Genomic DNA, 23,952 nt, shown 5'->3' on the forward strand with positions numbered 1-23,952 from the left:
CCTTGCTCGCCCGCCCATGCCGGAAAGGACGTCTCGTCCATGACCGCAACGCTCGCTCCACCGGTCCGCGTCGAAAAGGCCGCCATCTGGGCCCTCGGCATGCTGGCCGTCGCCACCGGGGCCCTGGAGTCGGTGGTGGCGCCGACGCTCCCGCTCCTGCAACGCGAGCTGGACATCAGTCCGTCCACAGGGGCGGTGCTCAACATCGTGCTCGCCATCACCGGCGCGCTCGTCACACCGCTCGCGGGCAAGCTCGGCGACCGCTACGGCGGAAAACGGGTCCTCATCCGGCTGATGGCGGTGGTCTCGGTCGGTGGCCTGGTCTCCGCGGTGGCGCCGAACCTGCCCGTGCTGCTGCTCGGCCAGGTACTGCAGGGGGCGATGATCGGCGCGCTGCCCCTGTCGTTCATCGTGGTGCGCAAACACCTCCCCTCGCGGGAGTCGAAGGTGGCCATCGGTCTTGTCAGCGGGATGTTCGTGGGTGGCTCGATGGTGGGTCTTCTGGCGGCAGGACCCGTGGCGGAAACGCTCTCCCGACACTGGATGTTCGCGGTGCCGACGTTCGCGGTCATCGCCTTCACCCTGCTGGTGAACAGGCTGATGCCGGCCGATGATCCGGGCCGGCCGGACGGAGCCGGGATCGACTGGCCGGGCATGCTGCTCTTGAGCGGGATTCTGGTCACGCTCATGCTCGCCCTCGCGGTGGCGCCCGACGCCGGCTCGCAGCCGCTCCTGCTCCTCGCCCTCCTCGCGCTTCTGGCCGCCTTCGTGGCCGGGTGGACAGCCGTCGAACGCCGTGCGGCCGCGCCGCTGATCGATCTGAGCATGCTGGCGCGGCCTGTGATCTGGAAGTCGTGTGTGCTGACGTTCGTGATCTGCCTCGGCACCGCGACGGGGGTCTTCCTCATCCCGCAACTGCTCGACGTGTCCGGCGACGGGTACGGTTTCGGGGCAAGCGCCACCATGATCGGCTTCATCCTCCTGCCCGGCGCCGTGGCCGGGACGCTGGCCGGTCCTGCCGGTGGGCTCGGGGAGCGGCGTTTCGGCTCGCGTGCCGTGGCCACTGCCGCGGTCGTCCTCATGGCCACCGCCATGCTCGTCCTGTCCGTCGCGCACACCGAGGTCTGGCACATCGTCGTCGGCAAGGCGCTCATCGCGCTCGCCAACGGCCTGTGCGTGACGGCCATGGTGACCGGCATCGTCTCTTCCGTCGATGAGAGTGACACCGGCATCGCCACCAGCCTGATCCTGGTGACGCGCGTGCTTGGCTCCGCCATGGGCGGGATGCTCGGTGGCGTGCTCCTTGCCTCGGGGACCCCTTCCGGATCGAAGGTCCCGGACGAATCGGCCTTCGTCGCCGGCTTCCTCATCGCCGGCGTTGTCGCGGCGCTGTCCCTGCTTGTCGTCCGTTCCATGAGCAAAGGAGCCAAGAAATGACCCCCACCGATCAGTTGAGGGATACCCGTCAGTTGAGGGGCATCCGTTCCACGCCCAGGCGCAAGGTCCTCATATCGGGGGCCGGCATCGCGGGTCCCGCCCTCGCGTTCTGGCTCAACCGCCACGGATTCGCGGTCACGGTGGTCGAGAGGGCGAGCGCGCCGCGGAGCGGTGGTTACCCCATCGACGTGCGCGGCACCGCACTTGAGGTCGTCCGGAGGATGGGGATCCTGCCGCGGCTGCGGGAGGCGCACATCGACCTGCGCCGGCTGACCTTCCTCGACGGGGACGGCGGCGAGGTGGCCTCGCTCGACCCGCACACCGTCACCGGCGGGGTCGCGGGAGAGGACCTGGAGGTGCCGCGCGGGGACCTGACCGAGGCTCTCCACGCGGCGGTCCGGGACGACGTGGAGTTCTTGTTCGACGACTCCATCGACACCCTCGACCAGTCGGGCGGCCATGGGGTCGACGTCACCTTCCGCGGGGGCGGCATGCGTACGTTCGACATGGTGGTCGGCGCGGACGGTCTGCACTCGCGTACCCGGGAGGCCCTGTTCGGCCCCGAAGAGCAGTTCCACCGGTACCTCGGCTACTGCTTCGCCGGATTCACGATGCGCAACACCTTCGGGCTCTCCCACGAGACCGTGCTGTGGAACACCCCGGGCAGAGCCGCGGCACTCTACGCCGCGGGGGACGACGACCAAGTGCACGCCTTCCTGAGCTTCGCCCGCCCGCAACCGCCGTTCGACGCGTTCCGGAACCCGGAGGCCCAACGGGACCTGGTCGCCGCGGTCTTCGCCGACGCGGGATGGGAGGTCCCCGGCATGGTCGCCGCCCTGCGCGACGCGGACGACCTGTTCTTCGACGTGGTCAGCCAGATCCGTATGCCCCGCTGGTCGAGCGGCAGGGTCGCGCTGGTGGGCGACGCCGCGTACGCGCCGTCTTTCCTCACAGGGCAGGGCTCCAGCCTGGCGCTGGTCGGTTCGTACATGCTGGCCGCTTCCCTGGCCGACCGTGACCACACCGCGGGCTTCGCCGCGTACGAAGACAGCACGCGCGGGTTCGTGACCGTGAACCAGGACCAGGTCGGCAAGGGCGACGCCACCCTCTTCCCCACCACCGCACGGGCCCTGGAGCAGCGCAACGCCATGCTGCGACAGCTCAGCACCATGCCGCCCTCCGCGGCGGGGCGCCCGGCCCACTCGGCCCTCACGCTGCCCGAGTCCATGCCCGTGACGTAGCTCCGGCAGGTTCGTTCCGGCCAACCCTCGTGTAGCGCACACGAGTTGGCCGGTATCGGACTAGCTTTGAGTTGTCGTGCACATGGTATTGCTGGAGCGGGTCGGGTCGTCGTACGCATCCGGACCCCTCCGGCGTACCGACCCCAACATCAACGTCTGCATGGAGAACAGCAAGACGTACCGGACCTACGGCTGGACCATCGACCACTTCTTCCACTGCCAGGGCACGACCCAGACCCTGTACAAGCAGAAGTGCCGCTGGCTGATCGGGGGTTATCCGATCGGCTCCTTCAAGTTCCGCGCCACCACCATCGGCGAGGGCGCGGCATGCCTGGGCCGCGACGCCGCGAAGGAGCGGCACGCGGCCGGCGAGATGTTCTTCCACGGCACGGAGGAGTGGCTGCTCCAGCTCTGGCCGCGCTGAGGTCAGGCATCCAGGGGTGCGCACGCGCCGGGCGGGGACCACGCCCGGCGTTCCGCCCCGCGCGGGTCGGGCAGGGTCACCCATTGCTCGCCGATCCGCATCGTCGTACGGCGTTCGGTGTCGTACGCGTCCCAGCCCGGGTCCCCGGTGCGCGCGAACCGCACCCACGCGGCACGCAGCCGTTCCGCCAGGTCGCCGGGAACCGGGCTTGGGCCCAACAGGCCGCGTGCGCCGCGGAGTTCGGGAAGGTCCGTCCGCCCGAACAGGAACGGGACCTCCACCGCGTGCGCGGCACCGAGCACGCCTCGCCAGCCGAACTCGTAGTGGAAGGTGCGGCGCCCGGCGGTGGCGTACGCCTCCGCAAGGGCCCATGTCCCCTTGCCGAACAGCGCGTCGCCGAGCACGGCCGAGCGCAGCCCGGCATCCGGGGTGCCGGGCCGGGCGGCGGCCCGGTACGCGGCCAGGAGCCTGTCCGGGTCCGGGTGTGCCCGCGCGGCAGCACCGTGCGCGTCCTCTCCGTCGGCGGCCGGGTAGAGGTTGCCCTCCTGCGTCGTCGTCCCGAGGAGCAGGTCCACGGCGGCGGGCGGTGCGTGCGCGGGCTGCACCGGAAGGACCACACTGAACGGGGTAAGCCCCATCAGCGGGTCGTACGCACCCGGCGTCAGCAGGTCGATCCCGGAGAGCCGGCCGACGACCTCGACGAGACGGTCGTCCGGCACGGCCGCGAAGGCATCGGCATGCGCCGCGACCCCCAGCTCCCGCGCCGCCGCCCGTGTCACCAGGGCCGCCTGCTCCGGGGTGAAGGCGCCGAGCCCGCTGCCGCTCTGCACGATGGCCCGGCGCAGCAGTCCCGCCGCCTCGGGCCCGGCAGCCACGGCGGAGACGATCGTGGCCCCGGCGGACTGGCCGAACAGGGTGACGGTGCCCGGGTCCCCGCCGAAGGCCGCGATGTTCTCCCGTACCCAGCGCAGCGCGGCGACCACGTCGAGCAGCCCGCGGTTGCGCGGCGCGCCCGCGAGGTCGAGGAAACCCTGGACGCCGAGCCGGTAGTTGACGGTCACCAGGACCACGCCCTCCCGGGCGAGTGCGGTGCCGTCGTAGAGCGGCGCGCTGGTCGATCCCGCGGTGAAGCCGCCGCCGTGCACGAAGACCATGACCGGCAGCCCGCGGGCACCACCGTCCGCTCCGATGTCTGCCCCGATGCCTGCCCCGATGTCTGCTCCGATGTCTGCTCCGATGCGGGGCGTCCAGACGTTCACCGTCAGATAGTCCGCGCCCCGGACCCAACCCGGCCCGAAGTAGGGGGACATGTCGATGTCACCGAGACGGCGTGCGGCCTGCGGCGCGGTCGGCCCGGGGATGGTGGCGTCGCGGACCCCCGCCCAGGGCGCGTGCGGCTCCGGCGCGGCGAACCTGCCCGCGCCTTGGGGCGGGGCGGCGTACGGGATGCCCAGGAACATCCCGATGCCGTCCTGCTTGAGGCCCCGGACAGGGCCGAGCGTGGTCTCCACTACGGGGTTGCGGGAGTCTGGCATCGCCGGTCAGCCCTCGTCGCCGGGGGTGTACGGCGTGAAGGGGGCCCAGCCCTTGATGGCGAACCGGCTGCCGTCCCGGGCGACTTCGGCCGCACCGTGGCCGCCGAAGTGCGCAGGGAACAGCAGTCCGTTGCGGTCGGCCGCCCAGCCGAGGAGCCGGCGCCGGGCGGCCCGTGACCGGCCGGGATCCTCGCAGAAGCAGCTGTTCGCGTCCGGTTCCAGGATCTGTACGGGACTGTGCAGCAGGTCGCCGACGAACGCGGCCCTTTCACTGCCGGACGCGAGGGTGACCACGGCGGAGCCGGGGGTGTGACCCGCGGCGAGTTCAAGCCGCAGATGCGCGTCGATCCGGTAGCCGTCGCCCTCCCACAGCTGGGTCCTGCCCGCCTCGTGCACGGGGGCGACGCTGTCCTCGAAGACGTGGGTGTTGCCGTCGCCGAGTACGGAGGTGTGACCGTTCGCCGGGTTCCAGAACTCGAAGTCGTTCCGGTGGATCAGGTAGGTGGCGTTCGGGAAGGTGGGCACCCAACTCCCCCCGTCGAGGCGGGTGTTCCAGCCAACGTGGTCGGCGTGCAGGTGGGTGTTGATAACAAGGTCGACGTCCTCCGGCTCGACTCCGGCGCGGGCGAGGTTGCCCAGGAAGTCGGTCTCCAGGTGATCCCAAGGGGTGCCGGGCCGCGGCTTGTTGTTGCCGCCCCCGGTGTCGACGAGGATGACCCGGCCTTCGCTGCGCAGCACCCAGGTCTGCAGCGCGGCGTTGACGACCGGCGGCTCTCCCGCGATGAACTCCGGCCGCAGCCAGCTCTCTTGTGCCTCCCAGACCTCCTCACTGCTCTCGGGTACGAATGCGCGTGGTGTGAACCCGATCGGTCCGTAGAACTCGCGGACCCGGGTCACGGTGACATCGCCCAACTCGATGGTGTCCATGCCCTCAAGGCTGCGCGGGCCCCCGGAAGTCGGCCACACCCTCCCCTGCCTATCCCTGCCAGGGAGAGGCAACCGGCCTGTGGGCAACGGATACTGGGCGGCATGGACGGACAGAGCGGACAGAGCGCCCTCGGCGCGTTCCTGCAGGCCCGCCGGTCCCGGCTGCGGCCCGAGGACATCGGCCTTGACACGTACGGGGAACGGCGTCGCGTCCCGGGCCTGCGCCGCGAGGAACTCGCCCTGCTCGCCGGGGTCAGCGCCTCGTACTACGCGCGCCTGGAGCAAGGCCACTCGCACAACGCGTCCCCGGAGGTCCTCGACGCGATCGCCCAGGCGCTGTGTCTGGACGAGACCGAGCGCCTGCACCTGCGCGACCTCGCGGGCGCCGCCGCCCGGCGCCGCCGCCCGGCCCGTCGGCCACCGCCGGAGCGGGTCGACGCACCGACCCGTACGCTCCTCGACTCGATGCCCGACGTGCCCGCCGTCGTCACCGGCCGACGCGCCGACGTCCTGGCCTGGAACCCGCTCGGCCACGCCCTGTTCGCGGGCCACCTCGACCCGTCGGCGCCGGAGCGCTCGGCCGACCGGCCCAACATGGCCCGGTTCCTCTTCCTCGACGCCCACGCGCGCGACCTCTACCTCACCTGGGAGAGCAAGGCCCGGGCCGTCGTGGCAAATCTGCGGTACGCGGTGGGCCGTCATCCCGATGACGCACTGCTGGCGTCCCTCATCGGCGAACTCAGCATGAAGAGCGCCGAGTTCGCGAAGATGTGGGCCGACCACCGGGTGCGCCCCTGCACCATCGCCGAGCACAAGATGCAGCATCCGCTGGTGGGCCCGATGACCGTCACCCAGCAGGCACTCAACCTCTCCGACGATCAGGTCCTCGTCGTGGCGACCGCCCCCGCGGGATCGGAGGGCCGCACGGCTCTCCAGCTCCTCGCCCAGGCGACCACCGCCCCCACGACGATCCCGGCCACGACATCACCTTCGTACTAGAAGGCGCTCGACGATTCTCAGCAGCCGGTCCCCCGCCCGGTCGATGCTGCCGTTCTGCGTGCTGACCTGCGCGCCTTCGAGTACGAAGGTGATCTCTGCCGCGACCTGTTCGGGGTCGGGCAGCCCGGCCTCGGCGCACATGCCGACCAGCCTGCGGGTCTGCAGGGCCTTGTGCTCCTCGATCACCTGGCGTGCGGGATGGGCACGGTCGGGCAGTTCGGCGAGGGAGTTGATGAACGGGCAGCCCCGGTGCGAGATCTCCGGCAGCCCCTCGGCGATGAAGCGGGCCAGGCCGAGGATCTGCTCCCTGGGCCGGCCGGGGTGCTCGGCCTCGACCCGGTCGAAGGCGGCCTGATAGTCGGCGGCGACGATCCGCAGCCACTCCGCGACCAGCGCGTCCTTGGTCTCGAAGTGCCGGTAGATCGCCATCTTGGTGGTCTCGGCCCGCTCGGCGATCGCCTGGACGCCCACCCGCCGGATCCCCTCGCTCTGGAAGAGCTCTTCCGCCGCGTCGAGGATGCGCTCCCGGGGCGGCAGTTTCGCCACCCTGCTCGGCCTGCTGACGGTCGATGCCATGACTGCTCCGTGACGTGCGGGTCGGTTGAGGGGCTCCCTCTGCCTTACGGTACCAACACGTCCCATGCGATACCGTTCGGTATCGTCAGGCACCGGACGGTATCGCTCTTCCCGCTTGGAGTGACAGTGAGAATTTCGGAGTACGTGCGTTACGACGCGGTCGGCCTCGCGGAGCTGGTGGCCCAAGGCGCAGTGACCCCCGCCGAATTGGAGGCGACCGCACGCGGGGCCGCGCAGGCGGTCAATCCGCGGATCAACGCCATCGTGGAGACATGGCGGGCCGACGACGAGCCCACCCCCGGCAGCACACCACTGGCCGGAGTCCCGTTCCTGATCAAGGACATCGCGGTCGCCATGGCCGGCAGACGGATGGAGCTGGGCAGCCGTCTCGCGGCCGGCAACGTCTCCGGGGCCGACTCCTCCCTGATGCGGCGCTTCCGCCGCGCCGGCCTGGTGACGTTCGGACGTACGACGACACCGGAGATGGCGTACAGCAACACGACGGAGCCGGTGCTGTACGGCGCGACCCGCAACCCGTGGGACCTGGCGCGGAGCGCGGGCGGATCCAGCGGGGGCGCCGGCGCGGCCGTCGCCGCCGGGGTGGTCCCGATCGCCCACGCCACCGACGCCGCGGGATCGATCCGCATCCCCGCGGCCCACAACGGCCTCTTCGGCCTCAAGCCCACCCGTGGCCGGGTCTCCGCGGGACCTGACTTCGACGAGATCTTCAACGGCCTCGGCGTGCACGGCAGCGTCAGCCGCACGGTCCGCGACAGTGCGGCGCTGCTCGACCAGATCCGCGGCCCGGAGCCGGGCGACCCCTACTCCGCGCCGGAACCGTCCCGGCCGTACGCGGAGGAAGTCACCCGCCACCCGGGCTCGTTGCGGATCGGCGTCCTCACCCACGCATGGGGCGGACGGCGCACCACCCCACCGGTGGCCGACGCGCTCTCCCGGACCGTGCATCTGCTCGAATCCCTCGGCCACCGGGTGGCGGAGGCCGAGGTCGACCTCGGGGCAGGCTGGGATGAGTTCGTGCTGGCCAACGCCCGTCTGTCGACGGCGAATCTCACGGCATCGATCGACGAGCTGGCCGCCGCCTTCGACCGCCCCATAGCCCCCTCGACCCTCGAACCTCCCACCCTCGCCAGTTACGACTACGGACGACGGGTCAGCGCCGCCCAGTTCGTCACTGCTCTCACGATCAGGAACCGGGTCGCCCGAAGCCTGGCACGGTACTTCGACACCCACGACGTGCTGCTCACCCCGACCTTGCCGGAGCTTCCCGTGCCGCTGGGCAGCCATGCCGAGGACGCGGATGCCCTTGACGGCCTCGGCTGGCTCCGCCGTCTCTTCGACCTCGCCCCGTTCAGCGCGGCGTTCAATGTGGCGGGCACGCCCGCCATGTCCGTGCCGGTGACCGCCGACGCCGGGACGGGCCTCCCGATCGGCATGCAGTTCGCCGCAGGTCACGGGCTCGAAGGGCGCCTCTTCCGCCTCGCCGGGCAACTCGAACAGGCAAGCCCCTGGTCGGGCCGGACCCCCGCGGTGTGGGCGGGGAACCACGAGGACAGCTGAGGCGTACGCCGCGAAGTGCCCCTACGCCACGGGCTGCTGACCGCGTCGTTGCACAGACTGAATTTTCAGTCAAGAGAAGGGTTAGTAGACACCGAGTTCCGGCGGTGCGGAGGTCCGATCGGTGGTGGGTTACTTCTCCCGCAGCAGTGCCAGCTCGGCGTCGATGGCGCCGCGCATCAGGTCACGCGCGTGGTCGATCTGCAGCCCGCCGCTGAGCCAGCGCATGCTGAGCCCTTCGAGCAGGGCGGTGAGCCGCTCGCCGGCCGCTGCCAGGGCGGGCGCCGGGGTCATCGGCTGCACCTGGCCGAGGAGGGCGGCCACCTCCTGCACCCACACCAGAGTCGCCCTGGCGAGGTCCTCCCGCAGCACTTCGTCGAAGACGGCACTCGCCCGCAGCTCGCCCCAGGCGGAGCTGTTCTCCCTGACCACCGGGGTGTCCTGCAGTTCCAGGAGGAGGGTCTCCTCCAGTTCCTCACGAGGCGCGAGCGGTTCGGCGTCCGCCTCGCGGCCGGTGGTGTAGCGCTCGGCGCGGTCGTTGATGAACTCGAGCGTCTGGCGCAGGATCCCGGTGCGGTCCTTGAAGTGGTAGTAGATCAGCCCGGTCGAGACGCCGGCCTCGGCGGCGAGCTCTTCGACGCGCAGGCCGCGGACTCCGCGGCGGGCGATGAGCCGTGCGGCCGCTTCGAGGATCTGAGTAGTGCGAGGCGCCATGAATCCGAACCCTACCGGGCCGCTTCCGGCCCGGTGATCTCGGGCGAACCTGCGTCTGCCGCCTTGGCGGTGGCGGCTCATGACTGAGGCGTGACACCGCCATCTTTGACTGAATTTTCAGTTCGTGTCAGAGTCGAGTCAGTTCGGAGTCGGGTCAGCGAGCGACTCCGTCCGCGTCACGTCGCGCCCTTCACGTGTCATGCCCGGCCGCACCCGCTCGCCGGGCGTCCCTCCATGTCGACGGATAGCTTGATCCCCATCACGATGATCGGAGTTCACCGTGTCTCTGTCCCTCCCCTACCGCCCCTCCCGCCGCACGGCCCTGCGCACACTCACCGGCATCGGCGCCGTGGCGCTCGGCGCCTCGGCGTGCGGACCCGGCGACGAACTGGCGGGGGCCGCGAGCACCGAAGGTGACGAGGACACGGCGGCCAAGGGGCTGCGCATGGGCGCCGAGTGGGAGAGCCACGCACGCACCTTCATGTCGTGGCCCGCCCTGGAGTCGGTGTGGGAGGAGGACCTCCCTTACGTACGCGAGGACATCGCGCGCATCGCCCGCGCCATCGGGGAGTACGAGTACGTCGTGATGATGGCGAGGCCCGACCAGCTGAAGGCCGCCCAGAAGGCCTGCGGTCGCGATGTCGAGGTCATCCCGCTGGCCGTCGACGACCTGTGGGCCCGCGACACCGTGCCGGTGTTCGTGGAGCAGGACGGCAAGGTCATCGGCGTCGACTTCAACTTCAACGGCTGGGGCAACAAGCAGGAGCACACCAACGACGGCCGGGTGGGCCAGACCCTCCTGTCCGAGTACGACATCCCGCGCCGGAAGGCGCCGCTGGTCGCCGAGGGCGGCTCCTTCGAGACCGACGGCGAAGGGACGCTCCTCATCACCGAGAGCTCGATCGTCAACGACAACCGCAACCGCGGAAAGAGCCGGGACCAGATCGAGGCCGAGCTCAAGCAGACCCTGGGCATCAAGAAGGTCATCTGGCTGGCCGGCGTGCGCGGCCAGGACATCACCGACGCCCACGTGGACAGCCTCGTCCGGTTCACCGCCCCCGGTGTGGTGCTCCTGGACAGGGCGCACCGCGACACACCCGCCGACTCCTGGTCACGCGCGGCCGACCAGGCGAAGTCCGTACTGAGCAAGGCGACGGACGCCAAGGGCCGGCCCTTCGAGATCATCGATCTGCCGCAGCCCGACCTGTACGAGATCACCGGCGAGGGCGACGACTTCGTCTCCACCTACGCCAACTTCTACGTCGCCAACGACTCCGTCTTCATCCCCAGGTTCGGCGACCGGAAGGCCGACAAGCGCGCCAAGAGCATCCTCCAGGAGCACTTCCCCAAGCGCGACGTCGTGCAGATCAGCATCGACACCATCGCCTCCGGCGGTGGCGGCATCCACTGCGCCACCCACGACGAACCCGGCGAGCCGGTCGACTGACCCCGGCCCAGTTCGGTGAGCGCCAGGACCTGGACACCGCGCGCGTCTGGCGCGTCCTCACCGCCGGCTGACGTGCGGGCTGCCGCTCGGGACGCGGACCGCCTCGATACCGCGCCGGGCCGCGCGCACCGCACCGGTCGCGACCACCGCCCAGACCGCCAGGGCGGGCCAGAGCAGCACCTTTCCGCAGGTCCAGAGCGCCGAGATGCCCGCGGCCGTGGAGACGGAGAGCGACGCGACGGCGGTCATCCCGAGCGGGAAGACCGTGGCCCAGCGGCGTACGTCGTAATGGAGGCGGGGGCGGAGCAGTTCGCAGTCGACCAGAACGGCGTACCAGACGAGCGCGAGGCCGAGCGTGACGAGGGTGACGGTCCGCAGGACGTTGTGCGCCGGGGTCGCCCAGTGCAGCGGTCCGTGCGGAACGGACGCCGCGACGAGCTTCGATCCGGCGAGCGCGGAGATGGCCATGGCGCCGGCGATGATCCAGTGGTCGCCCCGGCCGGTGGCGAGCTGTCGGAAGTCGAAGCGCCACAGCACGACGACGTACAGGCACAGGCCGACGACGAAGAAGGCGAGGGCGGGCCACATCAGCCACGCCTGCCGGTCGGCGGTCGCCACCGTCGCGGCGAGCACGACGATGGACTGGGTGGCCACGCACACCAGATACGCGGCGCCCGGCAGTCTGCTCTGCCAGTGCCGGATGACATGGGACATCAGCAACGGCCACAGCAGTACGCAGACGCAGAGCAGCGCCACCGACACGGGCTGCCTGCCCAGGAGCGAGAGCCGGGTGCCGAGCACCCCCGTCGCGGCGATGGCGGTCAGTGCGGGCGATGTGTCGATCTCGTGGCGCCAGCGGTCCCGTTCGGTCAGCAGATGGCGGCCGAAGACGGAGGCCAGGACCAGCCAGACCACAACGGCCACGAAGAGCAGCACGCGCGAGGCCCATTCGAAGCCCAGGAGATGCAGGCCCACGGAGAGCACGGCGGTGGCCATCACCGCGGCCCCGGCGGCGGGCGGCAGATCGTCGAGCCAGTCCGCCCAGCGGGGCCCACGGCTGCTGGCTGCGTCGCTCGGCATGCGCGGCTCCATAGGGGTACGTACGAGCCCCCGACCGCGATCCTGACATGGCCCTGCGGCCCCGGCATGTCGGAGGCCGAGCGCGGCGCCGTCAGGCCACGGGCGCGGTGATCTCCTCCGCCGCCTCGGCCTCCTGCGACGCCGCGAGCCGCAGTGCGTCGATGACGAGCCCCAGGTGCGGCTGGCGGGCATCCCCGGTCCTGTTGAGCACGGAGACGGTGCGGGTCACCGGCCGGGCGAGGGGGTGCAGGCTGATGCCGTCGGTGTCGGCGGGCAGGGCCATACGGGGGACGAGCGCCACGCCGGCCGCCGCACCGACCAGAGCGGTGAGTACGGAGAAGTCGCTGGCCAAGGCCGTGGCCCGGGGGACGAAACCGGCGGCGCCGCAGGCCCGTTGGGTGAGTTCGTGGCAGGAGGTCTCGGGACCCGGCAGCAGCCAGTTCTCCTCGGCGACGCGGGCCAGGTCCGCCTTCCCGCCCGGTTCGATGCGGAGCCTGGCGGCGGTCGACGGATGCAGGGCGAGCAGCACCGGGTCGTCGAGGAGGCGGTGCTGCTCGCAGCCGGGGGGCAGGGTGCGTGGGAGCAGGGTGTAGGCGTGGACGACGGCCAGGTCCGCCTCGCGGCGGCGCAGGGCGTCGGCGGCGGGGCCCGGTTCGTGCTCGGCGATGCGCAGCTCGGGGGCGGCGGTCCCGGCTTCCCGCGCCAGGGCCCGCCACACAGTGGGGAGCAGGACCCGCGCCGCGGACGGGAAGGCGGCGACGCGGACGACACCTCGGTGGCCCGCGCGCAGCGCCCGCACATCGGCCTCGGCGGCGGAGAGCCCGCCGAGGATCACTTCGGCGTGCTCGACCAGGAGCCGGCCCGCCGCGGTGAGGCGCAGCGTGCGGCCGTGCTTCTCCAGGAGCGGGAGGCCCGCCTCCTTCTCGAGGGTGGCCAGCTGCTGGGAGACGGCGGGCCCGCTGAGGTGCAGGGCATCGGCGGTGGCCGTCACCGTGCCGTACAGCGACAGATCGCGCAGCAGACGAAGGCGACGTACATCGAACAAGCAGCTCACCTTCTCGATAGGAGAAGAAAGAGTAAATAGACCTTTCCCATGGTAGGCGGAACGCTGAGACCGTGAACATCAGCGCGCACCGCCTGCCGGTCTCTCGCCGCTTCTCTCCCCGCTTCTCTCGCCGCTTCCTCGCCCTCGCGGCGACCGTGGTCCTGTGGGCGTCGGCCTTCCCCGCCATCCGCGTCGGCCTCGACGGACTCGGCGTCGCGGGCCTCTCCCTGCTGCGCCTTGCCGTCGCGTCCGCCGCCCTGGCGCTCGTGGCGCCGCTCCTCGGGGTCCGCCTGCCCGAGCGCCGCGATCTCCCGCTGATCGCGTTGTGCGGGGCGACCGGCATGAGCGCCTATCAACTGCTCCTCAACTGGGGCGAGGTGCACGTTCCCGCCGGTACGGCGAGCCTTCTGGTCACCGTCGCCCCGGTCTTCAGCGTGCTGCTCGCCGCGGCCTTCCTCGGCGAGGCCCTCACCCGCAACACCTCCATCGGCAGCGCCGTCGCACTGGCGGGCGCTGCGCTGATCGCCATAGCCGGCGGCTCCACGCGTCTGTCGGCCGCCGCGCTCGTCGTGCTCGCCGCCGCTCTCGTCCAGGGCGTCTACCACTTCGCCACCAAGCCGCTGCTCAAGCGGTACACCGGCCTCGAAGCCGCCTGCTACTCCATGTGGGCGGGCACCCTCTTCCTGCTCCCGCTCGCGCCGGACGCCGTGCACGGCCTGACGCAGGCCCCGGCGTCCGCCGTCGGATCGGCGGTGTACCTGGGCCTCCTGCCGTCCGCGCTCGGCTTTGTGACCTGGGGCTACGCGGTGTCCCGCTACACCGTCGCGGGGGCCACCGGCGCGCTCTACCTCGTCCCGCCGGTCGCGCTCGCCGTCGCGTTCGTCTGGCTCGGCGAGACCCCGCGCCCGGTCGAACTGATCGGCGGCCTGATCAGCATCACGGGCGTCGTCCTCAACCGGCGGCTCACCCAGACCCCTCCGGCGCGCCCCGGCGCACATCAGGAGGACAACGCTCCGGAGCACCGCCCCCGCTCCATCGCCTCCACGGGTGAACGCCTTTAGTACGCCGCCGATCTCGCCGTCGAGCCTCATAGGCTCCGCCACTTGAACAGTGACGGAGATGTGTCCACGCCCCGGCCCGGCCCCAGCGCCCCGCGGCGGTTCGCCCGCTGGCACGCGGGGCTCAGCGCCGCCGACAAGTTCGGCCTGTACGGAGTGCTGTGCGCCGTACTCCCCTTGCTGATAGCGGGAGTTACCTGGCTCGGCCAGTCCGTGGCCCCGCCGTCGCCCGTCGCCATGCTGGTCGAAGAGGTCGTCAACGCCTGTTCCACCGAGTGGCTCCTGACGCCGAAGGGCCGCCATCTGGCGGCGGGCTTCACTGGCGGCGACGACCGGCAGTTGGCGCGCTGGCAGCGCGAGGGGCTCAGCGTGCACAAGGACGCGATGACGGTCGAGGTCAGCCTGCGGGGCAACGCCGACAACGCCGTGGAGATCCGCGACCTCTCCCTGAACGTCACCCGCCGCGGCAAGCCCGTGGCCGGGACGCCGCCCCGGGTGACGGGCTGCGGAGGTCCGGAATCCCCCGAGCGGATGGTCGTCGACCTGGACACCCTCCCGGTGGGCCGCGACATCCCCGTCTCCTACCTGCAGCGCAGCCCGCACCAGCGCGCGGCGCGCAAGGCGGCCACCGAGTACGGCGGCGAGCGGATCACGCTGCCCCGCCACGTGACGACCGACACCTTCTACCGCTTCGAACTCATCGCCCGCACCCAGCGGTTCGACTCCGAGTGGACGGCCACGATCACCTGGTGGGACGGCGAGGAGGTCCATCACGACAGGATCGACAACAGCGGGCGTGCGTTCCGGGTGTCGGCGCGGGCGGGGGCCGGTTCGGGGAAGGGCAGCGGCTGATGGCCGAGGCTGCATCAGGGGTCCGCCCGCCGCTCGCGGCGCTCAGGGCCCTCTCCCGTCACCCCGTGACCACCGCCACCGCGGGCCTGCTCATCGCCGAGGCGCTCGCCGTGCTGCCCGCGCAGATCCGGTGGGCCGACTCCGGAGATCTGTGGACGCTGCGGGTGCTGCCCTACGAGTCGCCCCTCGGAAACCTGCGGCTGATGACCGTCTCCCGCACACTGCTGCTCGGCGACCACAGCGGCGCCACGGGCCTGGCCCATGAAGCGCTGTGGTGCGCGCTCTTCCTCGGGATGCTGCTCTCCACGGCGTGGGCGGTGGCCGCGCGGATCGGCGGCGGAGACGCGGGGCGGCGTGCCCTCGCCCTCTGCCTCGCACTGACGGCCTTCGCCCCGCAGGCCCATCTCCTTGCCCTGACCGCCCTGCGCCTGCCGGATCTCCTCCTCACCCCCTCCGGCCGTGGCACGAGCGCCCAGGAGCTGCTCGAAGACGCCCGCGAGGGGGCCGCCCATGCGGTACTGATGGCGCTGTTCGCGTGCGCGGCCGTGGCCCTGACCCGGCTCGGGAGGCGAAACCGCGAGCGACACGACCAACTCCCCGCCCTCCAAGGTGAATTGCCGGGCCTCCCGTCCCGCATCGCGGCAGCCACCGCCATCGGGCTCGGCGCGACCGGCACCCTGGGGCTGCTCACCTCGATCGGCGCCGCGCGTGCGGTGTGGCCCGCAGCAGAATCGTGGTGCGCCCATGACCCGAAACCCGGCACCTGCGTCGGGTACCTGGTGGGGACTCTCATTCGGCCGCTCCCGTACTCCGCGATGCACGATGTCACGAGAGCAGCGCCCCAGGACGAGCTCCCCTCGCACAACGGGCCGTTCTTCCTGGACAGTTCACTGACCGCGGTGCTGGTGTTCGCCGCCACCTGCGCGGTCGTCGCGTACGCGGTGCGCGCGTCCGCACCACACACCGGCTCCCCGCCGCTGACCGCCCTGCTCACCGGCTGGCTCGCCTTCACCTGGGCGGCTGTCGGGTATCTGGTCCCGCTGCGGTACGAGTTGGACCCGTCGGCGTACGACGCGGCGCCGCCGGCCTCCTGGGCGGCGCTGCTGATTCCGCCGACCGGGCTCCAGTACGCGCTGCTCGCCGCCCCGCTGTTCGCGGTGCTGCTCGCTGCCGCCACCCGGCTGCGCCACGCCGTGCCCGCACTCAGGAGGTGACGCCCCCGTCACCCCGCCCGCCCCACCACCACCCACCTCGACGGAAGCTCGATCCGCGTGCCGTCCGGCGTGAACTCGGTGGTGATCAGCGGCAGTTCGCCCTCGGCATGGACGGTGAGGCCCGCTGCCCCGATGTACGCGAGCACGGCGTCGTCGGCGACCTCGCCCGGCGCGATGCCGTGCGCGAACACCGGCGCGAGCTTGGGCGGCGGGCCCTCGGGGCTCTGGGCCAGGCCCTTGAGGACGGGGCCCGCCGCCTCCGCGAGCTCGACCACGAAGGCTCTGCCGCGCTCGCCGACCAGTGCGGCGATCCCGTCGACGAGCGGCTGGCGGTCGGCGGGTTCGCACTGGTGGAGCACGCCGCGCATATAGACGTTCACATCGCCGAGTTCCGCGTGCAGTTGCTCGGCCTCGGCCTGCTCGGCCGCGTCGACCTGCCGGAACTCCGCCTGCCTCGCGGGGTCGGCGTGCCGGGCGTGTTCGAGGGCGGCGGCGGACAGGTCGGCGCCCATGACGCGCGGGAAGCGGTCGGCGAGGAAGCGGGTCTGGGTGCCGTTCCCGCAGCCGAGGTCCACGACGGGCAGGCCGATGGCCGCCATGTGCGGTTCGAAGAGGGCCAGATGGATGCCGACGGTGAGCGCGGGGTCGGAGTCCCAGAAGACGGCTCCCTGCTCGTCGGGGGCCTCCTGCCAGAACCCCTCCCAGGCCTCCTTGTACCGACTCGTGACGCTCATGCCCAGCTCCCCAGGATGCGACGGCGGCCGCCGAATCCGACGGCAAGATCGGTCTACCGCGCCCGGGGTGCGCGGACAAGCCACGCGCGCGGTTCTTCACCACGCATTCGATGTGTTCCCGCGGGGCGCACCCCCGGGAGCCGGCTCACCGACGGGGCGGCGCCAGCTCGAACCACACCGTCTTGCCACTGCTCGTACGGCTCGTGCCCCACTCCTTGGCGAGCACGCTGACGATCCGCAGACCGCGTCCGAACTCGTCGCCGGGGCCCGCGTTGAGCAGCGTGGGCAGGGTGTGGTCGTCGTCCTCGACCTCGCAGATCAGGGTGGGCCCGGAACGGACCAGGCGCAGTTCGACGCGGCCGCCGCGGGAGTGCCGCACGGCATTGGTGACCAGCTCGCTGACCAGGAGCTCCGCCGTCTCGACCAGGGCGTCGCGGGACCAGGCCCGCAGCTGTCCGCGCACCAGCTCGCGGGCCCTGCTCACCTCGCTGGGGTCGAGCGCGAGCCCCCACCGGGCGACGTCCTGCTCGGCGACGCCGTTCAGGCGGGCCATCAGGAGGGCCACGTCGTCCTTGCGGCCGCCGCGCGTGTTGAGCGCCCGGATGATCGTGTCGCAGGCGTCGTCCATGGAGGCCGCGGGGTGGGCCGCGGACTCGGTGAGGGTGGCGAGGCCGACGCCGATGTCCTCGCCGCGCACCTCGACGAGGCCGTCGGTGCACATCAGGAGCCGGTCTCCGGGCGTCACGCGCACGCCGACCGCCTCGAACGGCACGCCTCCCACGCCGATGGGCGCCCCCGTCGGCAGATCGAGGAGCTCGCTGCGGCCGTCGGCGGCGCGGACCAGGACGGGCGGGATGTGACCGGCGTTGGCCAGCTGCAGCTCCCCCGCGATCGGGTCGTAGACCGCGTACAGACAGGTCGCGAGATAGTGCTCGCCGAGCCGCTGCGCCAAGTCGTCGAGGTTGCGCAGGAGCTGCGCGGGCGGCAGGTCGAGGGCGGCCATGGTCTGCACGGCGGTCCGCAACTGGCCCATCATCGCCGCCGAGTTGAGGCCGTGGCCCATCACATCGCCCACGACGAGCGCGGTCCGCGAGCCGGGCAGTTTCACGGAGTCGAACCAGTCGCCGCCGACCCGGCCGAGGAGCGTGCCCGGCAGATAGCGCGTGGCGATGTCGCAGCCGGTCATGCGCGGCTCGATGTGCGGCAGCATGCTGTCCTGGAGCGTGTCGGCGACGCTCTCCTGGTACGTGTACATACGGGCGTTGTCGAGCACGAGGCCCGCGCGGGCGGCCAGTTCGGCGCCGGTGACGCGGTCCATGTCGTTGAAGACGGGCCGCTCCCGGTGGCGCAGCAGGATCATGAACCCGAGGACCACGTTGCGCGCCTTCAGCGGTACGACGAGCATCGAGCGGTGGTTGATGAGCGGGCGGATGTCGCGCTTCTCGAACTGCGAGGCGATGGCGTTGCCCATCTCCTCGCTGATGCGCGGCACGAGGACCGGATCGCCGGAGGTCATGCACTGGAAGAACGGCGTGTGCGCCGGGAAGGGCATGGATTCGCCGACCGGTACGACATCGTCCCAGCGGCCCGGCTCGTCCGTGTGCTCCACGGCGACCCGGTGCCACAGCGTGGTCTCGTCCGGCGGCCCTTCGGGGAACCCCTCGCCCGCGACGACCTGTTCGCGCAGATAGGTGCCCGCGACGTCCGTGAAGCGCGGCACGACGGCCCGGCTGACTTCGAGGATCGTCTGCGAGAGGTCGAGTGAGGAGCCGATGCGCCCACTGACCTCGTTGAGGAACTCCAGGCGCTCGCGCACCGCCGCGTACTCGATGTCCTCGCCCTCGTCCGCGGCGTCCGGCACCGGGATACGGCCCGCGGCGACCGCTTCCTCGTCGCGCCGCCTGCGCGCCTTGCGCTCGGTGCGCCGGGCGACACCCCAGTCCGGGGTGACGGGCACCCGGTCGTGCTTGCTGAACTCCAGGACGGGATAGCCAAGTTCAAGGACCTGGGCGACTATGCGGGAGCTCTCGCCGACGCTCATGCTGGGCAGGATCTCGGGCAGCCGGCCCGCCAGCTCGTCCGCTCCGGGGAAGTCGGTGTGCAGGGCGAAGCCGGGTGCTATCCGCTCCACCTGGCCCGGTTCGAGGCTGTCCGCGTCGACGAGCCGGTCGGCGTCCGCCGCGAGGACGAGCAGCCGCTCGGGGCCAGGACCGATGAGCGGGTACGCCCACCACAGGACGTCCACGCGGCTCTGCTCACGCCCCGGGACGGAGAGCCGCGCGCGCCCGGCGGCCGGATAGGAGATGCGCCCGTCGAGGGAGGTCTCCAGGTCGGGGCCCAGACCGTCGTACGTCCCGTACGTCCCGTACGGCTCGCGCTCGTCGGGGATCGCGCCGGCCACCGGCAGCAGGTCACCCGCCGGGGCGCCCACCGCGTCCTCTTTCGCGTATCCGAACAACCGCCGTGCGCCGGTGCTCCAGTGGGAGACGAGGCCCGCGCCGTCGATGACGACCACGGCGAGCGGGATCCGGCCGGCCACGGCGTGCTGCGCCACCGGCCCGCCCGGGGTGCCCTGATCCATGGCCAACGCTCCTTCCGGCGACACCGTGCAGCCGCGCCGCCCCAACCACCGTACGACCGGCACGGGTTGCCTTGCGGCGCAATGGGGGAATTGGCCCGCGCCGGAGCGCGCGTCCGGCGCGGGATGACCGCGCGTTCCGCCGGACGGCCCCTAGGGCCTGTCCGATGGGTCAGGCCCTAGTCCTCGTGCCCGAGCTGAAGATCCCGCTCCGTACGTCCGCCGCCCGCGACCTGGAGCACGGTGGCCACCGGCGGGTAGCCCGCGGCGATGACCGTGTACTCGCCGGACGACAGGTCGATGAAACGGAAGCTGCCGTCCTCCCTCGTCGTCAGGGTGTCCACCACGTTCCGCGCCGCGTCGAGCAGCGTCACGCGCGCGTCCTCGACGGGCCGCCCGCCGCCGGCCCGCACGGTGCCCCGCAGCACCGCGCCGCCCGCGAGCTCCACGTCCTGGCGGGTCTCGCGCGAGGCCTGCACGGTGACGGGCAGGGCGGCCGGGCGGAAGGCTGGGGCGCTGGCGGCGAGGGTGTACTCGCCCGCCACCAACTCCGTGATGACATAGCCCCCTTCGCGCCCGCTGCGGGTGGTGGCGACGACTTCGCCGCGTACGTCGGTGAGGGTCACCGCGGCGTCCCTGACCGGGGACCCGTCGGCGGTGAGCACGCTGCCCGCGAGCCGGCCCGCGCCGCCGAGCACCACGTCGAGCTCCACGGGGCGCTCGCCAACGGTGACGGTGACCGCCTGCGGCTGGTGACCGCCCGCGGCCGCGATCAGGACGAACGATCCGGAGCCCGGCGTGGACAGCGCGTACCGCCCGTCCTCGCCGCTCGCGCCGCGGCCGATCTGCCGGCCCCCGACGTCGATGAGGGTCAGGGCGGCGCGGGGCACGACGGTGCCGTCCGGGTGCTGCACGGTGCCGCAGACGGGCACCCCTGCGACGTACGCGGTACGGGCCTGCGGGATGGACGTGGGCTCGGCCGTGGGGGCGTTCTGGGACGCTGCGCTGGACAACAGGGGGGTCTCCTTGAGGAAGAAGGCGATCAGCATGCCGAGGACGAGCACCGGCACCAGGTAGAGGAAGATGCGCGGCATCGCGTCGGCGTAGGCCTGGATGTAGCCCTCGCGCAGCTGGGCGGGCATCGCGTGCACCAGCTGCGGGGTGATGGACTCGGGGTCCGCAAGGCCCGCCCCGGCCGGGATGCGTTCGGCGAGCGAGTCCGTGAGCCGGTCGGCGAGGAGGGTGCCGAAGATCGCGGCGCCGACACTGCCGCCGATCTGCCGGAAGTAGTTGTTGGCGCTGGTGGCGGTGCCGAGATCGGCGGGGCGTACGGCGTTCTGCACGGCGAGGATGAGCACCGGCATGACGAGGCCGACGCCCGCGCCGAGCACGGCCATCCAGATGCTGTAGTTCAGCCGGGAGGTATCGGCTTCGAGCCGCGAGAGCAGCCACATGCCGGCAACGGAGAGGATCCCGCCGAGGATCGGATAGATCTTGTAGCGCCCGGTGTGGCTGATGAGCTGCCCGGCGAGGATCGAGGCGCCGACGACGCCGCCCATCATCGGGAGCATGAGTAGTCCGGACTCGGTGGCGGTCGCGCCGTCGACCATCTGCAGGAAGGTCGGCAGATAACTGGCCGCTCCGAAGAGGGCGACTCCGATCACCATGCCTACTAGAGCGGTGATGTTGAAGACGGAATCACGGAACAGGCGCAGCGGAATGATCGGTTCTGCCGCGAAGCGCTCGGCGACGAGGAAGAGCACGGTCGAGACGAGTGCCCCGGCACCGAGCCCCTGGATGACCCTCGATCCCCACGCGTACTCGGTCCCGCCCCAACTGGTGAGCAGCACCAGGCAGGTGGAGGCCGCGGCGAGCAACAGCGCGCCGAGCACGTCGAGTCTGGCCTTCGCGGTGGGCTTGGGCAGCTTCAGCACGAGGGTGACGACGGCGAGGGTGACGAGGCCGAACGGCACGTTGAAGTAGAAGCACCAGCGCCAGGTGACGTGGTCGGTGAAGAACCCGCCGAGCAGCGGTCCCGCGACCGATGCGAGGCCGAACGCGGCGCCGATCAGGCCCATGTAGCGGCCGCGTTCCCGGGGCGGCACGATGTCCGCGATGATCGCCTGTACGCCGATCATGAGGCCGCCGGCGCCGATGCCCTGGATGGCGCGGAAGGCGATGAGCTGATCCATGGTCCGCGACCAACCGGCAAGCGCGGACCCGACGATGAAGATGACGATCGCGAACTGGAAGACGCCCTTGCGCCCGAAGAGATCGCCGAGCTTCCCGTAGATGGGAAGCCCGATCGTCGAGGTGAGCAGATAGGCGGTGATCGCCCAGGACATCTTGTCCAGGCCGTGCAGCTCGCCGACGATCTTGGGGAGCGCGGTGGCGACGATCATCTGCTCCAGCGCGGCGAGCAGCAGCGCGAGCATCAGCCCGACGAACACCATCCGGACACGGGCGGGACTGAGCCCTTCCACGGCCGAAGCGGATTCGTGCGGCGGCGGCGATGGTGGCGCCTCTGCCACCTCCGGGACCGCCGCCTCGCCCCGCCCGGCGCCCTTCACCAGCGTCGTCCCGCCCACGTTCTGCTCCCCTCGTCACGCTTGCGCCGCACATTTCTCGCATTACGCGACAACTACGAGCAAGCGCGACGAGCCGCCCCGGCACGGGGCCCGGCAGACGTAAGCGCCGGTGGGAGCCCTACGGCGTACAAGCGCACCGAACGGAAAACCACTCGAAACGGTGAGCGTGACAACAACCCCTACGCGCTACAGGAGTTGAGGCGGGGACCGGCCTACTTCTCCACCTCGGCCGCCAGCTTGCCGAGCACCTCGTCGTAGATCCGCACGAGCCCCTTGGGCGCGAAGGTCTTCTCGAAGAAGCCGCCGATGCCGCCCGCGCCGTTCCAGACGGAGGAGACGACGACGCGCGCCTTGCCCTCGCCCGCCGGGGTGACGGTCCAGGTGGTGACCATGGAGGAGTTGCGGTCCTTCTCGACGAGCTCACCGTCGGTCGGCTCGCTGACCTCCAGCAGACAGTCACGGATCCGCTTGCTGGTGGCCTGCAGCTTCCAGTGGACGAGCGTCCCCTCGCCGTCCCCGCCCTCACGCACCTCGTACTCGCTGAAGCGCTCCGAAAGGATCTTCCCGCGCGTGCCGTCGTAGTCGGCAAGCGCATCGAAGACATCCTCCGGCCGACCCACGATGACCCGCTCCGTGGTCGCCTCGACCTGCGCCATTGCACTTCCTCCAGCACTCGGTGACTCAGAGATTCCGCCAAAGCCAACCACTCTGCACACCAGGGCCCCAAATCGGGGTCGGCGAGGTATCCGGTCGCACGATCAAGGGAACATGTGTTCTATTGTGTGGCCAGTGCTACCGAGGAGGCGTCATGCGCTGGGAGAACCTCGCCGACGGGCCGTCACGGGGGGTCGCGGATGCCGCGCTGTTCGGCGCGGACGCGGTTACCACCAGGACCTTCGACACACCTGAGTTCAAAGGGATCACGTTTCACGAGATTCGGGCCAAGAGCATCGTGAACCGGGTGCCGGGGGCGTCCCGTATGCCGTTCGAGTGGACGGTCAATCCGTATCGGGGGTGCACGCACGCATGCGTCTACTGCTTCGCGCGCAAGACGCACAGCTACCTCGACCTGGACACCGGGCTCGGCTTCGACAGCCAGATCGTCGTCAAGGTGAACGCCCCCGATCTGCTGCGCCGCCAGCTCGCCTCGCGGCACTGGCAGGGGCAGCACATCGCGATGGGCACCAACGTTGACTGCTATCAGCGCGCCGAGGGGCGGTACGGGCTCATGCCCGGGATCATCGCGGCGCTGCGGGATCACGCGAATCCCTTCTCCATCCTCACCAAGGGCACGTTGATCCTGCGCGATCTCGATCTGCTGCGGCAGGCCGCCGCCGTCACCGACGTCGGGATCTCCGTGTCCGTCGGCTTCGTCGAGCACGAGCTGTGGCGCACCGTCGAGCCGGGCACGCCCGCCCCGGAGCGGCGGCTCGACGTCGTACGGACGCTGACCGAGCACGGCATCGGATGCGGGGTGTTGATGGCGCCGGTCATTCCGTTCCTCGGGGACCGGCCCGAGCAGCTGCGGGCGACCGTGCGGGCCATCGCCGCCTCCGGGGCGAACTCCGTGACGCCGCTCGTGCTGCATCTGCGGCCCGGAGCGCGCGAGTGGTTCATGGAGTGGGTCGCCAAGCACCATCCGTATCTCGTGCGCCGCTACGAACGGCTGTACGCGGAGGGCGCCTACGCCCCCAAGTGGTACCAGCGCCGGATCACCCGGCAAGTGCACGAACTGGCCGAGGAGTTCGGCATCGGCCCGGCGCGCGGGGGCGCCGCCCGGCGCATACGCGCACCCGAGCGGACCGGACCTGCCGAGCCCGCGCCCGGCGGCACCCAGCTCACGCTTCTCTGAGCCGACCTCCGGGCCTGACCCGCGCCGCGGTGAACCGTTCTCTTTCAGGTCATTCATCGGCAGAACAAGCCCTTCC

At 71.4% G+C, this 23,952-nt stretch carries 20 protein-coding genes; 10 read left to right on the forward strand and 10 right to left on the reverse strand.

Annotated elements, in window-relative coordinates; all coding sequences use genetic code 11:
- Window positions 1-39: 39 nt before the first annotated feature.
- From AB0G47_RS05535 to AB0G47_RS05545, 3 genes are all read left to right on the forward strand, one after another.
- Complete coding sequence (locus AB0G47_RS05535) at window positions 40-1,437, forward strand: MFS transporter (RefSeq protein WP_360764352.1); 1,398 nt, start codon at window positions 40-42, stop codon at window positions 1,435-1,437.
- A complete protein-coding gene (locus tag AB0G47_RS05540; RefSeq protein WP_360764354.1) occupies window positions 1,434-2,678 on the forward strand; it encodes an FAD-dependent monooxygenase in 1,245 nt (414 codons plus the stop codon). The genes AB0G47_RS05535 and AB0G47_RS05540 overlap by 4 nt, the downstream gene beginning before the upstream one ends.
- Window positions 2,679-2,754: 76 nt before the next feature.
- A complete protein-coding gene (locus tag AB0G47_RS05545) occupies window positions 2,755-3,102 on the forward strand; it encodes a hypothetical protein (protein ID WP_360764356.1) in 348 nt (115 codons plus the stop codon).
- A gap of 2 nt (window positions 3,103-3,104) precedes the next feature.
- Here AB0G47_RS05545 and AB0G47_RS05550 read toward each other — a convergent pair whose 3' ends face one another.
- Together AB0G47_RS05550 and AB0G47_RS05555 are read right to left on the reverse strand one after the other, a co-directional pair.
- Entirely contained in the window at window positions 3,105-4,637 is a 1,533-nt protein-coding gene (locus AB0G47_RS05550) for a carboxylesterase family protein (protein WP_360764358.1), read from the reverse strand.
- 6 nt (window positions 4,638-4,643) lie between these two features.
- Window positions 4,644-5,564 (reverse strand): MBL fold metallo-hydrolase, encoded by a 921-nt coding sequence (locus AB0G47_RS05555; protein WP_360764360.1) that lies wholly within the window; start codon window positions 5,562-5,564, stop codon window positions 4,644-4,646.
- 102 nt (window positions 5,565-5,666) lie between these two features.
- Here AB0G47_RS05555 and AB0G47_RS05560 point away from each other — a divergent pair, with 102 nt between their 5' ends.
- Window positions 5,667-6,563, forward strand: a complete 897-nt coding sequence (locus AB0G47_RS05560) for a helix-turn-helix transcriptional regulator (RefSeq protein WP_360764362.1) — start codon at window positions 5,667-5,669, stop codon at window positions 6,561-6,563.
- On the opposite strand, the gene AB0G47_RS05565 is transcribed toward AB0G47_RS05560, so the two are convergent.
- Window positions 6,549-7,139 (reverse strand): helix-turn-helix domain-containing protein, encoded by a 591-nt coding sequence (locus tag AB0G47_RS05565; RefSeq protein WP_360764364.1) that lies wholly within the window; start codon window positions 7,137-7,139, stop codon window positions 6,549-6,551. The two genes, AB0G47_RS05560 and AB0G47_RS05565, sit on opposite strands and share 15 nt — an antisense overlap.
- Window positions 7,140-7,265: 126 nt before the next feature.
- On the opposite strand from AB0G47_RS05565, the gene AB0G47_RS05570 reads away from it, so the two are divergent.
- Entirely contained in the window at window positions 7,266-8,717 is a 1,452-nt protein-coding gene (locus AB0G47_RS05570; RefSeq protein ID WP_360764366.1) for an amidase, read from the forward strand.
- Between the two features lie 129 nt (window positions 8,718-8,846).
- On the opposite strand, the gene AB0G47_RS05575 is transcribed toward AB0G47_RS05570, so the two are convergent.
- Window positions 8,847-9,428, reverse strand: coding sequence for a TetR/AcrR family transcriptional regulator (locus AB0G47_RS05575; protein ID WP_266872087.1), 582 nt, complete (start codon window positions 9,426-9,428; stop codon window positions 8,847-8,849).
- Window positions 9,429-9,708: 280 nt separating this feature from the next.
- Between AB0G47_RS05575 and AB0G47_RS05580 the strand changes: the two genes are divergently transcribed.
- Entirely contained in the window at window positions 9,709-10,875 is a 1,167-nt protein-coding gene (locus AB0G47_RS05580) for an agmatine deiminase family protein (protein ID WP_360764368.1), read from the forward strand.
- A 57-nt stretch (window positions 10,876-10,932) separates the two neighbouring features.
- On the opposite strand, the gene AB0G47_RS05585 is transcribed toward AB0G47_RS05580, so the two are convergent.
- Together AB0G47_RS05585 and AB0G47_RS05590 are read right to left on the reverse strand one after the other, a co-directional pair.
- Complete coding sequence (locus AB0G47_RS05585) at window positions 10,933-11,955, reverse strand: tellurite resistance/C4-dicarboxylate transporter family protein (RefSeq protein ID WP_360764370.1); 1,023 nt, start codon at window positions 11,953-11,955, stop codon at window positions 10,933-10,935.
- A gap of 91 nt (window positions 11,956-12,046) precedes the next feature.
- Complete coding sequence (locus AB0G47_RS05590) at window positions 12,047-13,000, reverse strand: LysR family transcriptional regulator (protein WP_360764372.1); 954 nt, start codon at window positions 12,998-13,000, stop codon at window positions 12,047-12,049.
- 71 nt (window positions 13,001-13,071) lie between these two features.
- Here AB0G47_RS05590 and AB0G47_RS05595 point away from each other — a divergent pair, with 71 nt between their 5' ends.
- From AB0G47_RS05595 to AB0G47_RS05605, 3 genes are all read left to right on the forward strand, one after another.
- Window positions 13,072-14,061, forward strand: a complete 990-nt coding sequence (locus AB0G47_RS05595; protein ID WP_360764374.1) for a DMT family transporter — start codon at window positions 13,072-13,074, stop codon at window positions 14,059-14,061.
- Window positions 14,062-14,103: 42 nt separating this feature from the next.
- On the forward strand, window positions 14,104-14,910 hold the full coding sequence (locus tag AB0G47_RS05600) for a hypothetical protein (RefSeq protein ID WP_360764376.1): 807 nt from the start codon (window positions 14,104-14,106) through the stop codon (window positions 14,908-14,910).
- A 65-nt stretch (window positions 14,911-14,975) separates the two neighbouring features.
- Window positions 14,976-16,124 (forward strand): hypothetical protein, encoded by a 1,149-nt coding sequence (locus AB0G47_RS05605; protein ID WP_360764378.1) that lies wholly within the window; start codon window positions 14,976-14,978, stop codon window positions 16,122-16,124.
- Window positions 16,125-16,132: 8 nt separating this feature from the next.
- On the opposite strand, the gene AB0G47_RS05610 is transcribed toward AB0G47_RS05605, so the two are convergent.
- From AB0G47_RS05610 to AB0G47_RS05625, 4 genes are all read right to left on the reverse strand, one after another.
- Window positions 16,133-16,858, reverse strand: coding sequence for a class I SAM-dependent methyltransferase (locus tag AB0G47_RS05610; RefSeq protein ID WP_360764380.1), 726 nt, complete (start codon window positions 16,856-16,858; stop codon window positions 16,133-16,135).
- A 145-nt stretch (window positions 16,859-17,003) separates the two neighbouring features.
- A complete protein-coding gene (locus AB0G47_RS05615) occupies window positions 17,004-19,439 on the reverse strand; it encodes a SpoIIE family protein phosphatase (protein WP_360764382.1) in 2,436 nt (811 codons plus the stop codon).
- 176 nt (window positions 19,440-19,615) lie between these two features.
- Entirely contained in the window at window positions 19,616-21,967 is a 2,352-nt protein-coding gene (locus AB0G47_RS05620; RefSeq protein WP_360765114.1) for an MFS transporter, read from the reverse strand.
- Window positions 21,968-22,236: 269 nt separating this feature from the next.
- Window positions 22,237-22,680 (reverse strand): SRPBCC family protein, encoded by a 444-nt coding sequence (locus AB0G47_RS05625; protein WP_360764384.1) that lies wholly within the window; start codon window positions 22,678-22,680, stop codon window positions 22,237-22,239.
- Window positions 22,681-22,832: 152 nt separating this feature from the next.
- Here AB0G47_RS05625 and AB0G47_RS05630 point away from each other — a divergent pair, with 152 nt between their 5' ends.
- Window positions 22,833-23,876, forward strand: coding sequence for an Rv2578c family radical SAM protein (locus tag AB0G47_RS05630; RefSeq protein ID WP_360764385.1), 1,044 nt, complete (start codon window positions 22,833-22,835; stop codon window positions 23,874-23,876).
- The last annotated feature ends 76 nt before the right edge of the window (window positions 23,877-23,952 follow it).

This window comes from Streptomyces sp. NPDC021622, assembly GCF_040640795.1.
Lineage (GTDB): Bacteria > Actinomycetota > Actinomycetes > Streptomycetales > Streptomycetaceae > Streptomyces.